This window comes from Armatimonas sp. (assembly GCF_043760365.1).
In the GTDB taxonomy this organism is placed as follows: Bacteria; Armatimonadota; Armatimonadia; order Armatimonadales; family Armatimonadaceae; genus Armatimonas.
The window spans coordinates 1-11,541 of sequence record NZ_JAYUPA010000663.1 but is presented as its reverse complement, the minus strand read 5'-3'; the positions used below and the strand labels follow the sequence as shown (position 1 = coordinate 11,541).

At 57.9% G+C, this 11,541-nt stretch carries 13 protein-coding genes and 2 pseudogenes; 1 reads left to right on the top strand and 14 read right to left on the bottom strand.

Annotation, left to right across the window (positions count from 1 at the left end; translation table 11 throughout):
* Positions 1–87 precede the first annotated feature (87 nt).
* Positions 88–438 (top strand): HD domain-containing protein, encoded by a 351-nt coding sequence (locus ACH2EH_RS15415; RefSeq protein ID WP_395142924.1) that lies wholly within the window; start codon positions 88–90, stop codon positions 436–438.
* Between the two features lie 10 nt (positions 439–448).
* Here ACH2EH_RS15415 and ACH2EH_RS15410 read toward each other — a convergent pair whose 3' ends face one another.
* The 14 genes and pseudogenes from ACH2EH_RS15410 to ACH2EH_RS15345 form a co-directional block, all read right to left on the bottom strand.
* On the bottom strand, positions 449–1,306 hold the full coding sequence (locus ACH2EH_RS15410) for a sugar phosphate isomerase/epimerase family protein (protein WP_395142922.1): 858 nt from the start codon (positions 1,304–1,306) through the stop codon (positions 449–451).
* 12 nt (positions 1,307–1,318) lie between these two features.
* The gene (locus ACH2EH_RS15405) at positions 1,319–1,645 is read right to left on the bottom strand and encodes a hypothetical protein (protein ID WP_395142921.1); all 327 of its coding nucleotides are present in this window, start codon (positions 1,643–1,645) and stop codon (positions 1,319–1,321) included.
* 346 nt (positions 1,646–1,991) lie between these two features.
* Complete coding sequence (locus tag ACH2EH_RS15400) at positions 1,992–2,951, bottom strand: acetylxylan esterase (protein WP_395142920.1); 960 nt, start codon at positions 2,949–2,951, stop codon at positions 1,992–1,994.
* A gap of 9 nt (positions 2,952–2,960) precedes the next feature.
* Entirely contained in the window at positions 2,961–3,290 is a 330-nt protein-coding gene (locus tag ACH2EH_RS15395; protein WP_394796818.1) for a cyclic-di-AMP receptor, read from the bottom strand.
* A 76-nt stretch (positions 3,291–3,366) separates the two neighbouring features.
* Positions 3,367–4,065: pseudogene (locus tag ACH2EH_RS15390) on the bottom strand (pseudouridine synthase); the annotation flags it as partial.
* Positions 4,062–4,619: a Uma2 family endonuclease gene (locus ACH2EH_RS15385; protein ID WP_395142919.1), complete on the bottom strand. Its 558-nt coding sequence runs from the start codon at positions 4,617–4,619 to the stop codon at positions 4,062–4,064. The pseudogene ACH2EH_RS15390 and the gene ACH2EH_RS15385, both read right to left, overlap by 4 nt.
* A 5-nt stretch (positions 4,620–4,624) precedes the next feature.
* Positions 4,625–5,662, bottom strand: coding sequence for a methionine synthase (locus ACH2EH_RS15380; RefSeq protein ID WP_395142918.1), 1,038 nt, complete (start codon positions 5,660–5,662; stop codon positions 4,625–4,627).
* Positions 5,659–6,408, bottom strand: coding sequence for a family 16 glycosylhydrolase (locus tag ACH2EH_RS15375; protein ID WP_395142917.1), 750 nt, complete (start codon positions 6,406–6,408; stop codon positions 5,659–5,661). Before ACH2EH_RS15375 ends, ACH2EH_RS15380 begins: the two co-directional genes overlap by 4 nt.
* 44 nt (positions 6,409–6,452) lie before the next feature.
* Positions 6,453–7,895: a M28 family peptidase gene (locus ACH2EH_RS15370; protein ID WP_395142916.1), complete on the bottom strand. Its 1,443-nt coding sequence runs from the start codon at positions 7,893–7,895 to the stop codon at positions 6,453–6,455.
* 4 nt (positions 7,896–7,899) lie between these two features.
* Positions 7,900–8,655, bottom strand: a complete 756-nt coding sequence (locus ACH2EH_RS15365) for an ABC transporter ATP-binding protein (RefSeq protein WP_395142915.1) — start codon at positions 8,653–8,655, stop codon at positions 7,900–7,902.
* A gap of 9 nt (positions 8,656–8,664) precedes the next feature.
* Positions 8,665–9,303, bottom strand: coding sequence for an ABC transporter permease (locus tag ACH2EH_RS15360; protein ID WP_395142914.1), 639 nt, complete (start codon positions 9,301–9,303; stop codon positions 8,665–8,667).
* Complete coding sequence (locus tag ACH2EH_RS15355; RefSeq protein WP_309696162.1) at positions 9,300–9,716, bottom strand: PqqD family protein; 417 nt, start codon at positions 9,714–9,716, stop codon at positions 9,300–9,302. Before ACH2EH_RS15355 ends, ACH2EH_RS15360 begins: the two co-directional genes overlap by 4 nt.
* 13 nt (positions 9,717–9,729) lie before the next feature.
* Positions 9,730–10,701, bottom strand: a complete 972-nt coding sequence (locus ACH2EH_RS15350; RefSeq protein ID WP_395142913.1) for a hypothetical protein — start codon at positions 10,699–10,701, stop codon at positions 9,730–9,732.
* A gap of 14 nt (positions 10,702–10,715) precedes the next feature.
* Positions 10,716–11,541: pseudogene (locus ACH2EH_RS15345) on the bottom strand (hypothetical protein); the annotation flags it as partial.

Below are 11,541 nucleotides of genomic sequence, written 5' to 3'. Positions count from 1 at the left end.
TGGGCTGGAACTATCCCCTTCGCAGGGAGGAACGACCGAAAGCTGGAGGGGGAAAGCCGTCTCAGCGGCAGGGGGAGGTAAAACTGAATGGCCGTGGTCACGCAAGTCGCCGCGGAGGTGATGGCGGTCGCGGGGGGAACTGAGGACAACACGCTCGCCGTTCTCTGCGCGCTCCTGCACGACACGTTGGAAGACACAGCACTTGCCCCCGACGTCTTGGAGAGTGTTTTTGGCCCCGCCGTGCTCGCGGGTGTCCAGGCCCTCACGAAAAACGACGGACTTCCTAAAGACCAGCGCATGGCCGACAGCCTCCGCCTGATTCTCGCACAGCCGCCGCTGGTGGCGTGGGTGAAGCTCGCCGACCGGATCACCAACCTGCAAACGCCCCCCGCACACTGGGACACCGAGAAAATCGCCGCCTACCCGCCTCTGGGTTGAGGAGGAGAGGTTACAGATACGGCGTGAGGTTGGCCTTGGCGCGGATCAAGCCGAGCTTGTCGCCATCCACGGTGCCGTTGTAGCGGAAGTCCTCTAGCTCAATGGCAATGGTGTCGTCGAAGCCGTGGCGCTGGAGCTCGCCGCAGACCCAGGCCCAGTTGACGAAGCCCTCGCCGGGAATGCAGTAGCGCCAGTCGCCGCCGCCACAGTGCACGGGGCGATCCACGCTCGGGCCAAGGTTTCCGTAGAGATAGGCACCCTCGGCATCGAGCTGCGTGTCCTTGCCATGGGCGTGGATGGTGCGTCCACCGAACTCACGCAAGAAGCGCTGGTAGTCCACCCCGACGCGCACTAAGTGGCTCGGGTCGTAGTTGATCCCGAACTCCTCGCCCGGAACGAGCGCGAACATTGCCCGTAGTGTCTCTGGCGTCACGCCCAGGGCATTATTGTTCGGCCCCGGCCAGCCCTCGACCGCCATCCGCACCCCCACTCGCGCCGCCACTTTAGCGACCTCAGGGAAACTCTTGCTCCAGTTCTCCAGGCTCACACGGCGGCTCTGGGTGCTGTCGGGGGGATTGAACGTGCAGAACGCCTTGGTGAAGCCCTGCGCCGCCATCGCCTCCAGCGCACTGCGACACGCCTCGACGCCTTTTTTCTGAATCGCTTCGTCGGGGGACAGCAGCTCGCGCGTCCCGCCCAGATCGCATGTCCCCAGCCCCAGGCCGTTGGCCTTAAGCGCCGCGACGTTTTCGGGGTTGGGCGAGCCCAAATCAATCGAGCCGAAACCACTCTCGGCGGCCCACGCCGCCATTTCGCCAAAGGGAATGCGCCCCAGCGCTCCCGGAATCCGAAAACCCACTGAAATCATTGTGTTATTTTCCTAACTGAGAGGTAAGCCCGCGCGTGCGCGCAGGTCGTTGGTCATCCCCAGGGCATTGCTCGCGGCGCGGCGCTGCTTGCGAAAAAGCGCGACAACCTCGGTGCGTGCCTCTTTGGACTCCTGAACACTAGCCCGCCAGGCGGCTTCTCGCTCGCGCTTGGTCACATTCTTGCTCGACAGAGTGTCGCGCTGCTGCTTGAGCTTCGCGCGGTCTGCCGCCGAGACTCCACTTGCTTTTTGCGCCTCTTCCGTAGAGAGCGCGTCGAGGAAACGATCTAGCTCAACCAGTAAGTTATCATCGTCGGCAGGGATAGGGTCACGTGCCATACTAAACCTCCTAAGTGCTCCCCTGACATGTAGTATTGCTAGCTAACCAGGGCAACCTTGCCAGCACTTGCAGTATACCTTATGGGCAATTAAAAGAAAAATAGGAGCGGGTGTTTGCCATGTTGCTGGTAAAATGTGAGAGCCGGGGCATCGTTACCAGCGATAGCCCCGGCTAGAAAGGAGGGACATATGATACCTATGTTCATCCTTGGGGTGATCTTCAGTGCCATTGCCAAGTATTACCTGGCTCTGAAACTGATGAAGTAACCCTTTAAGCCCCGCCCGGTGACTGATACCCACCGGGCGGGGTTTCTCACTTCTGCGTGTATTATACGGCAATTTCGGGCTAAAGGTCACTCATGAAGTCAAAGACGATGTCCGAGCAGCCGGGCAGGCCCTCGTGGCCGAAGTCCGGGTAGATAACTAAGTTCTTCTTACTGGTGATCTTGTTGTAGGCCGCAAACTGGGTGCTGGGCGGGCAGATCGTGTCCATCAGCCCGACGGGCATGAGTACTTCAGCCTTAATGCGCGGCGCCAAGTGCTGATTATCAATGTAGCCGAGGCGCTCCCACCAGAGATCCTCTTGCTCGTGGCGAGGGTCGAAGTGGCGGAAGAACTGCGCGATCTCCTCATACGCGCCTTTGGCAAGATCCATCTCCCAGACGCGCTTGAAGTCACACAGAAACGGAAAGGTCGGTGCGGCTTTCTTGAGAGTGGGCGTAAGCGAGGCGCATGCCAGCGTCAGCCCGCCGCCCTGCGAGCCGCCGAGCGCCCCGACACGCGTGGCGTCCACTTCGTCGAAGCCCATCACGATGCGAGCCAGAAGCGCCGTGTCTAAGTACACATTGCGATAATAGAGCTTCTCGGGGCTGTCGGCCAGCCCTCGGATAATATGCCCCCGAAGTGTGTTGCCTTTCACACCGCCCATATCCTCGGACTTACCCCCTTGGCCCCGGCAGTCCAGCGCCGCCACGGAGTAGCCCTGGTTGACATAGGCCAGCTTACCCGTCCAGTCACCCGAGTGGCCTGAGTAGCCGTGGAACTCCACAACGGCGGGGTGGGGGGCAGAGGTGTTTTTGGGGCGCAGGTACTTTGCGTAGATCCGTGCGCCACCAATTCCGGTGAACCAGAGATCGAAACACTCGGCGTTATGGGTTTTGAGGCCGTGCGGGATTAGCTCCACTTGAGGATCGTGGGCATCTAGCTCGGCGAGAGCGCTGTCCCAAAAGGCGTCAAAGTCGGTGGGACGCGGGTTGCGGCCCTGGTACTGATAAAGCCGCTCCAGCGGCAGATCAACTTGCGGCATGGAACTCTCTTAAAATCTTTCGAACCGCTCGACATCTACTACCCAGGCGATGGCCCCACCCACCTCAACTTCGACGGGAGAGGGGATAAATGTGCCCACGGGCCCGGCATCGGGTGGTAGGACATTGACGTATTGTTTACGGCTCTTACTGGCCTCGTTGATTAGGGCGAGGACTTTTTCCACGTCCTTGTCGTCGGCCCCAATCAACAACGTTATGTTCCCCTCCCGAAGGAAGCCCCCCGTTGAGCCGATCTTTGTAAACTTGAACCCGCTTCTCAGCAGACTTTCGCTGATCTTTCCCCGATCCCGGTCGTGGACCACGGCGATGACTAGTTTCATTTTGTGTTGAACCTTCCCCTTTGACTTCGGGGACATTATACGCCATGATCGCCTCGACTTCCCAGCGCGTCAGCTCACGCCACTGCCCGGGAACGAGCGTGCCCAGCAGCACAGGACCCACTTGCACCCGCACCAGCCGCACCACCGGGTGCCCAATCGTATCGAGCATACGGCGAATCTGGCGCTTCCGGCCCTCATGCAGCACCATCTCTAGCTGCGTGATGCCCTTGCTAGAGCGCCCGAGCTTGGTGACCTCGGCTTTTGCAGTCTTACGCGTCTCTCCTGGCAGCGTAAGCCCGCGTGCGAGGCGATTCAGAGCGTCCGAGTCCGGAGATCCCTCGACCGTGACATGATATTTCTTACCAAGGCTATTGCTCGGGTGCGTGACCTTAAAGATAAAATCGCCATCGTCGGAGAGCAAGATTAGCCCCTCGGAGTCCGCGTCCAGACGCCCGGCAGGCTTGAGCTTAACGCCTGCAATACTAATAAGATCAACGACTTTCTTCTCGGCGTGCGGATCACTTACCGTAGAAACGTAGCCTGGCGGTTTGTGCAGCGCCACATAGGTTCGCTTCTCGGTATCCTTGAGCCGCTTCCCATCCACCACGATTTTTTGTGTCGCGGGATTGACTAAGATGCCCATCTCCGTGACGACGATATCGTCCACTTTGACGCGGCCCCCTTTGATCAGCTCCTCAGCACGGCGGCGCGATGCCACGCCCGCATCCGCAATGGCCTTCTGAAGGCGAATGGTATTGGGTAGAGGCTCACTCATGGGAGTAGCTCCCTGATGGGAATCTGGGTGTCTGGGCGTGCAAGTGGCGCGACGGACTCAAGTTCGGTCCAGGTGCGTACATGTAGATACTCCTCTGCTTGGGGGTGCTGATGGACCCGCAGGCGTCTGTTAGCGACATCCACGATCCAGTACTCTGCGATTCCTGCCTGGGCATAGAGCCTCAGCTTCTCTGTTTTATCCCACTCGAGTGTGGCATCCGAGACCTCAACGACGAGAAGGCAATCTGTTGCAGGCGGCGTCTCGATAAAGCTCTCGGTTGGCCGACTGAGCACAAAGCAATCAGGCTCAGGGTCACTGTCCTCACTGACTCGAATTGGGGCTTGAGAACCAATATACTCCCAGCCAAAAGCGGCCTCCAAAGCGCGTCGTACCCGTTTTGTGGCGTGGACATGGCGTGGGTTTTGGGGCATCTTCTCCAGTAGGTCTCCGTGAATATACTCCGAGGTACCTGGAACGACAAGGCCACCGTCAACGAGAAGCCGTACCTGAGCGCGCGTAAGCGGTAAGCGACGGGGAGGGGCAAGCGTTTCCATAGACCCTATCGTATCGCGTTACGGACGATTTCCACACCAGCAACCATATTCGCGAGCTTTTTCTTCGCCGCCCAGCGTGCGGTCTGTGAGAGGCCACAGTCCGGCGCAAAGGCGAGCTGCTTCGCCGGAGCGAACGTCAGACAGCGGCGCACGCGCTCCGCAATGTCTTCGGGCGTCTCGATGTAGTAGCTCTTCACGTCAATAATCCCAACGGCGGCGATCTTCCCGGCATCGGCGATCTGTGTGAGAATCTCCAGCTCCGCAAACTCCCGGCTCGCCATCTCCACATGGATCTCATCGGCGGAAAAACCTAAGAACGCAGGAAACATCGGAGCGTACTGGCGCGGCCCGACAGCGCGGGCTTTGTAGTTACCAAAGCAGAGGTGCGTCGAGAGATGGCACTTGCCAACAATGGGCGCAACGGTGCGATTGAAAATCTCGACAAAGCGCTCTGGGTCTTCTTTGTGGGCGTAGCAGCTCATCGAAGGCTCATCTACCGTGATCTCCGTGCACCCTGCCTCCACTAAAGCGATCAGTTCGCGCTGGACAAGCGGCAAAAGTGCCTCTGTAATCGCCCAGCGGTCGGCGTAGACTGCGCCAGAAAGCAAGCGCCCCGAGAGCGTGTACGGCCCTGGTACGCTGGCTTTTAACGTCGCACTGGATTTTGGAGCAAGCTTTTGCAGCCGCTTGAACTCCTCCACGGCCCCAAGTCCTTTGGGAGCACTCAGCTCCGCGACAATGGGATGCTTACCGCGTTGATCGTGGGCGGGCGGCCCAAACCGGCGCGGTGGCGCAGTCTCAAGCTCAATGCCGTTTATGTAGCCATAGAAGCTCAAGTTGAAATCAAGGCGGGTCTGCTCGCCGTCCGTGATCACATCGAGTCCGGCGGCGTCTTGATCGTGGAGCGCGGCGATAACCGCGTCTTCCTGAAGCTCAGCGAGGTCATCAGGGCCAAATTTATCCAAGTTGGCGGCGGCAAACTCCAGCCATCCCGGAAACGGATAGCTGCCAATCACGGTAGTGCGTAGAGGAATGCTTTTCATGATTTTTGATACACACGAATGTAATCTATTTCGTAGCGCGTCGGGAACTTCGTCTGCGAGAAATCCCCACCGTTCTGCCCACCGACGGCGAGGTTCACCAAAAGATAATGCGGCTGCTTGAACGGGCACTTGCCATCGGGATTGTTGGCAGTTGCTAGCTCCGTGCGATTCAGGAGTTTTCCATCCACAGAAAGCTCGATAGCCGTTTCGTCCCAGTCCATCCGCCAGACATGAAACTTCTTCGTCCAGTCTTTGCCCAGCGACTCCAGCGGCGTCTTCGTGCTATCCCACTTTGCGTTCCAGCGCTGCTTGGTTCCCCACGCTACATTGGCAAGCAGCTGGCCGCGATAGAACTCCATGATATCTATCTCGCCATTGCTGGGCCACTCGCCCTCTGTGCCTAGTGTCCAGAATGCAGGCCACAGCCCGAGCTGTGTGTCAATCTTGGCGCATAGCTCGAAGCGCCCGTACTGCCAGCTCTGCAATCCCAATGTACTCATACTGGCCGACGTTATCTCAGCAAACTCACGGTTTTCGCGCCAGTTACTGCTACCGGGCTTGAACGCCGGGTTTTTGACTTTCTCACGTCGCGCTTCAAGAATCAGTTTGCTCTTCTCACAGCGAGCATTTTCCGCTTGATAGAACTGGTGCTCCTCATTACGGACGAAGCCCGTTTCAAACTTCCAGTTCTTCGGATTGGGTGGGCCGGGTTTATCGAACTCCTCGGCCCAGACTAACTTATACATCCTGCCCCCTAACCCCCCGTCCAGCAGGGGGCAATCCGGACGGCTTACCGGTTCAGCGGTTTGTCAACCTTGGGACGCTCCGCAAGATTGGCAATATTGATCGCTGTGAGAAAGACTGTTCGGGTGATTTTTTCCATCTTCGCAAAATCAATCTTGCTGACTTCATCGCCCACCTGGTGGTAGTCCTCGTGGACACCATCGAACCAGAAACAGACAGGGATTCCTTTTTTCGCATAGCTGTAGTGGTCGCTGCGGTAGAAGAAACGGTTCGGGTCATCGGGCGCATCGTATTTCGGGTCGTAGTTCAGCTTCAGGTAGTTGGTATTGGTGCTTAGAATCAGCTTCCCCAGCTCCGTGCTCATCATCGTTGTGCCAATCACATAGATGGCAGTAGGACCAGAGAGATCGCGGTTTGAGGGCTTGGTATCGCCCGCGGGTTTGCTACGCCCAATCATATCAATGTTGAGTTGTGCGGTGATCTGGGCCAAGGGGACAGTGGGTTTATCCACAAAATAACCGGAGCCCTGCATGCCTTTTTCCTCGCCTGTGTGCCAGACAAAGAGTAGCGAGCGTTTCGGGCGCGCTTTGGCGGCGGCTTCGGCTATCGAGAGAATCGCCACGGTTCCCGAGCCATCGTCATCGGCACCATTGAAAATGATGTCCGCGCCTCGTCCTCCGGTACCCACATGGTCGTAGTGTGCTCCCAGCGCAACGTACTCACTCTTTAGCTTTAGATCAACTCCCTCGACAATGCCGACGACATTCTGGGTGTAGATTCGCTCGATTTTTGCGACCACACTCACTGCGACACTCTTACCTGCACTGGCCAGAAAGAGGGCGCTTGCCTCGGGGCTAAGCGTTACGACCGGCGGTGCGGCGGGCGGCTCGGGGGTGGGAGTGCGCTCCATACGCCAGAAGGCTCTTCGATTTGTCTGTACGGTCTGCCGTCGCCACCAGGTCTGGTTGGTCGAGGAGCGCAGGACGGCAACGGCGCCCGCAGCCAGTGCCTGAGACGACACGGCGTCACTTGCCTCAGCGCCCAGAAGTACCACTTTCCCAGTAACATTGGTCGTGCCCAGCTCGGAGGCGATCACCACGAGCTCGCCTGTTGCGCTGCCCTGACCGCGATCAATAGCGAAGCCTTCGCCAAAGCGCACAGGGGCTTCCGCAAGAGACAGGCTCGACTTAGCGTCATCGAAACCCGTCTTAACCATAGGGATCTTCTGGAAGTACGTGCCGTCATCTCCGCCAGGCTTAACACCGAAGCGCTTGAGGTGAAAAGCGATAAACTGCGCCGCAACATCGAGCCCCTGGGAGGGCGTGTCGCGGCCTTGGAGTGCATCGGACGCGATAAACGTCAGGTAGTCACGCAGGTTTTCCTGGGTGATCACTTTGTCTCCGATAAGCCGGGCATTGTGCAGATCCACCGGCTTGGCCGAGGACTGGACGAGAGCGACGAGGGCAGGGGGAGGGGAGTAGAGCATCATATAATTAGTGTCCGTCGTTTGTAAACTCGGCTTCGATTTCCGCACGGTTCTGGATCTGGTCCACCAGACCGTCGCGAATAATCACGGCGCGATCCGAGACGCGGATCATCTTCGGGTCGTGGGTCGCTGTGATAATCGTGACATTGTGCTCCTGATTGAGCTGGCGCAGCAGAGCGATAATCTCTGATCCCGTGTTTTGGTCAAGGTTACCCGTGGGCTCGTCGGCCAGCACAATGGCAGGATTATTGGCTAGTGCTCGTGCAATGGCGACGCGCTGTTGCTGACCGCCGGAGAGCTGACCGGGTTTGTGGTGGTAGCGGTGGCCCAGCCCGACTGTGTCGAGAAGCTCCATCGCCCGCGCCGTGCCCTCATCACTCGGCATGCCCGCAAAGACCGTGGGCAGCATGACATTCTCCAGTGCCGTCATCACGGGGATCAGGTTAAAGGTCTGGAAAATATAGCCGATCGTGTGGCAGCGTAGAAACGCGAGCTCGTTGGCATCGAGCTGGGCCATGTCCACATCGTTGATAAAGACCGTCCCGCTATTGGGCTTGTCCAGGCCACCGATCATGTTGAAGAACGTTGACTTACCCGAGCCTGACGGCCCAATGATCGAGATGTACTCGCCGCGCTTGATATCTATCGAGATGCCTTTGAGTGCCCGAGTCACCTCATTGCCCATCACAAACTCTTTGGTCAGGTCCTTGGCGCGGACAACATACTCCACCTTGCCAGTTCCGTTACTTTTTTCGTTGCTCATAATTTTCCTCTAAACATCTGATCTCAGGGCGGCGGCGGGGGGGATGCGCGATGCTGTAATCGCCGGGAACAGTGTCGCTACCATCGTCAGTACAATGCCAAGCCCGACGCACAGTACCAAGTTCACCCCAAATGCTCCACTCGTGAAAGAGCCGATCCAGGTCTCGCCATGAAAAGCTGTCTTAGGATTGAAGGAGAAGTACTTGGTCGCAACCATGAGTAAAGTCCCTGTCAGGTAGCCCAGCGACGAAGCAATTGCTCCCATGAGTGCCGCCTCAATGAGGAAGATCTTCACGATGAACTGCTCCAGTGCTCCTAGGCACTTCATTGTCCCAATCTCACGAAAGCGCTCCGTGACACTCATCAGCATGGCGTTGGTGATGCCCACGGCACAAACCAGCAGGGAGAGGGCGACCAGCCAGTTGCTGCGGGCGGCTTCCGTCACCGAGACATTGGCACCTGCCACCGCCTTACTGGTCAGAACGGATGCTAAAAACGCGATCCCGAGGAACACCCCGCCCGCAGTGATCATCGAGCGCCAGAAGCGTATCTTAATCGTATTGAGCGCGAACTCAAAGGCTTTTTTGAAGGGAAGCTGGACGCCCCGCTTCTTGTTCGTGGTGCCGGTAGGCTCTGTTACGTTGCTCATTTCTTTTTTGTTCCGGTCTGCAGGCCGATCAGTCGTCGGTCCGCCAGCATCTTCAGGTAGGCAGTTACAGAGGTCTCTGCCTGTCGTTTATTAAGCTTATAACTCTGGCTGATCTGGCGGGAGATGCTCTCGACGTTATGGGCACCGTCGCAGAGCTCCCACACCTCTGAGCCAATCTGATCCAGCTCGATTTTTTTATGGTCTGGCAGCTTGAACCATTTTGCCACAAAGTTTCCCCAGCGATCCTGCCGCCGGGGAATCCGCACGAGAATCAGATCTGGGAGGCCATCCTCACGCGCGGGCTCGCGTGACCAGACTATTTTTGGGTGGCGAATGGGCCGCGATGTCAGCACTTGCGTGCGGCTAGGCCGGTACCGACGGCCTTCCACCATTGCCCGAAGCTGCCCGATCATAGGTGGCACTCTCTCATACGTGGCACTCCATTCGGCTGACCAGCTCCTCGATGCTATCGGCGGCACGAAACGGGCGCAGGCTCTGCATGAGATAGATCTTATTGGAAGGCTCACAGTGCCAGGCACGAGCAGAAAACCGTGTCGCGGGAATCCGCAGGCTCAGGATCTCGCGAAATGCCTGCACCCACGGTGCCCCAAACGCCAGGCCCCCTTGCATTGCCACTGCCTCGTGCCCACAAACAGACGCCTCCTCGGCTTGATAGTGTACTTGATTGAGCTCGCCCCGTGCGTTTTGTTCAAGCCAAGCATCTAGGTAGGCATCTTTGCGGGCCACATTTGCCACAGCCCACTGCTCCACGGAAACACGCTCCATCCCATCGGCGAGCGAGAGGCGTAGGTACACGTTCATGAGCTGCTGGCTCGCGAGCTTAAAGCGGCTTGGAAGCTCCACCTGCAGGTCATAGAGCGACCAGAATCGCCAGCCTGGTTCGGCATCTTTGTTCTCAATGGAGGCGAGGATTCCCTCGGACACGCCCGCTAGGCCTTTGCGCCCACTCCGATCTCCCACAACCTGCGCGATGACCACACGACGTGTCTCTTTGCAGTGCCAGAGCGCTCCGAAGGCTTTCTTGTCTCCTGTCCATTTAAACCCAAATCCCTCCCGTCCGGGGCGCTGAATACCACGGGGCACGGGGATCAGCTCACTGTCAAACGCGAGGCGCTTCTTTTTCGCAGCACGGCCCAGCGACGCCAGATACGACTCCGCGCGCACTTCGATATCCAGTGGTTTTTTGGCTTTCTTGGGCTCGGTGGCCCACTTCAGTTCTAGCCCTTGCTCCTCGCCATCATCTACCCGCAAGTAGCCTTCCTCATAGCTACCCGAAAAACCCGTCAGATCCCAGTCGTACGGGACACGCAAGGTAAACCCTTGCCAGCCCAGGAGCTTGGTCTGTCGGCGCGTTTCTTGGATTGGTGCAGCAGTCATGGCTTGGTTGAAAACTAGAAGGGAAGTGGTTGGACTGCCTTCGCGATCAGGGCAAGGGCAATTGCTGCCATGGAAATCAGGCCCGTTCCGCAGGCAAAACCCGCCAGAAGAACAGGCGCGTAGTTGCGCCACTTTGTGACCCCGTAGCGCTTGGCAAAATAATACTTACCCAGACAAGCTCCCACAAATGTCGGAATGGTATCGGCGGGAAGCGCGTTGGCACCGCCTGCCGCGCCATAGAACGCAAGCACCGGTATTTTTGCCACATACATCACCCCGTAGAGCGCCAGAGTGATCACGCCCCCCCCGGCGATATAGAGAGGCTTGATAGACTCCAGAACCCACGCGGCACCACCGGATTTGTTGATCTGGTTCCAGATCGCCTGTTGCGAGGCGATAAGTGGCCACATGCGCTGTGCAAACGGGTACTGGCTGGAGGGAATCTGGCTAGTGCCCCAGATGAATGACCAGTACATAAAGCCGCCCAGCATGATCAGCGGGAACATGAGTAGCTCGGCCTTAAGAATGGACGTGAACTTTGTCTTGGTAAGCTCCACCTCACGGAAGCGCTGTGCCAGCGAGCCGTAGTCGTGGATGGGCATCGGAGCGAACCAGCAGTCAATTTTCTTATAGCCCGACTCCATCACCGTCAGCTCCTTCACGAACGGAAACTGAGCGTCTTGGCTCGTCAAACCAAACATTCGAGCCGCGACATAGGAGTTTAGCGGTGTGAGGAGCAATCCGTAGCCAAGCAGCAACATCACCGGGAAATCCGGGATCAAGTAGTGCGTGAAGGCGATGTAGCCTAGGGTTGCCAGTAGCCAAATTCCTAAAGCAATC

What these genes read in the sequence shown, in the direction of transcription:
- ACH2EH_RS15385 (WP_395142919.1), bottom strand. Translation starts at nt 4,619, where the DNA reads ATGGAAACGCTTGCCCCTCCCCGTCGCTTACCGCTTACGCGCGCTCAG.
- ACH2EH_RS15355 (WP_309696162.1), bottom strand. Translation starts at nt 9,716, where the DNA reads ATGATCGGGCAGCTTCGGGCAATGGTGGAAGGCCGTCGGTACCGGCCT.
- ACH2EH_RS15415 (WP_395142924.1), top strand. Translation starts at nt 88, where the DNA reads ATGGCCGTGGTCACGCAAGTCGCCGCGGAGGTGATGGCGGTCGCGGGG.
- ACH2EH_RS15405 (WP_395142921.1), bottom strand. Translation starts at nt 1,645, where the DNA reads ATGGCACGTGACCCTATCCCTGCCGACGATGATAACTTACTGGTTGAG.
- ACH2EH_RS15375 (WP_395142917.1), bottom strand. Translation starts at nt 6,408, where the DNA reads ATGTATAAGTTAGTCTGGGCCGAGGAGTTCGATAAACCCGGCCCACCC.
- ACH2EH_RS15350 (WP_395142913.1), bottom strand. Translation starts at nt 10,701, where the DNA reads ATGACTGCTGCACCAATCCAAGAAACGCGCCGACAGACCAAGCTCCTG.
- ACH2EH_RS15380 (WP_395142918.1), bottom strand. Translation starts at nt 5,662, where the DNA reads ATGAAAAGCATTCCTCTACGCACTACCGTGATTGGCAGCTATCCGTTT.
- ACH2EH_RS15400 (WP_395142920.1), bottom strand. Translation starts at nt 2,951, where the DNA reads ATGCCGCAAGTTGATCTGCCGCTGGAGCGGCTTTATCAGTACCAGGGC.
- ACH2EH_RS15360 (WP_395142914.1), bottom strand. Translation starts at nt 9,303, where the DNA reads ATGAGCAACGTAACAGAGCCTACCGGCACCACGAACAAGAAGCGGGGC.
- ACH2EH_RS15370 (WP_395142916.1), bottom strand. Translation starts at nt 7,895, where the DNA reads ATGATGCTCTACTCCCCTCCCCCTGCCCTCGTCGCTCTCGTCCAGTCC.
- ACH2EH_RS15410 (WP_395142922.1), bottom strand. Translation starts at nt 1,306, where the DNA reads ATGATTTCAGTGGGTTTTCGGATTCCGGGAGCGCTGGGGCGCATTCCC.
- ACH2EH_RS15395 (WP_394796818.1), bottom strand. Translation starts at nt 3,290, where the DNA reads ATGAAACTAGTCATCGCCGTGGTCCACGACCGGGATCGGGGAAAGATC.
- ACH2EH_RS15365 (WP_395142915.1), bottom strand. Translation starts at nt 8,655, where the DNA reads ATGAGCAACGAAAAAAGTAACGGAACTGGCAAGGTGGAGTATGTTGTC.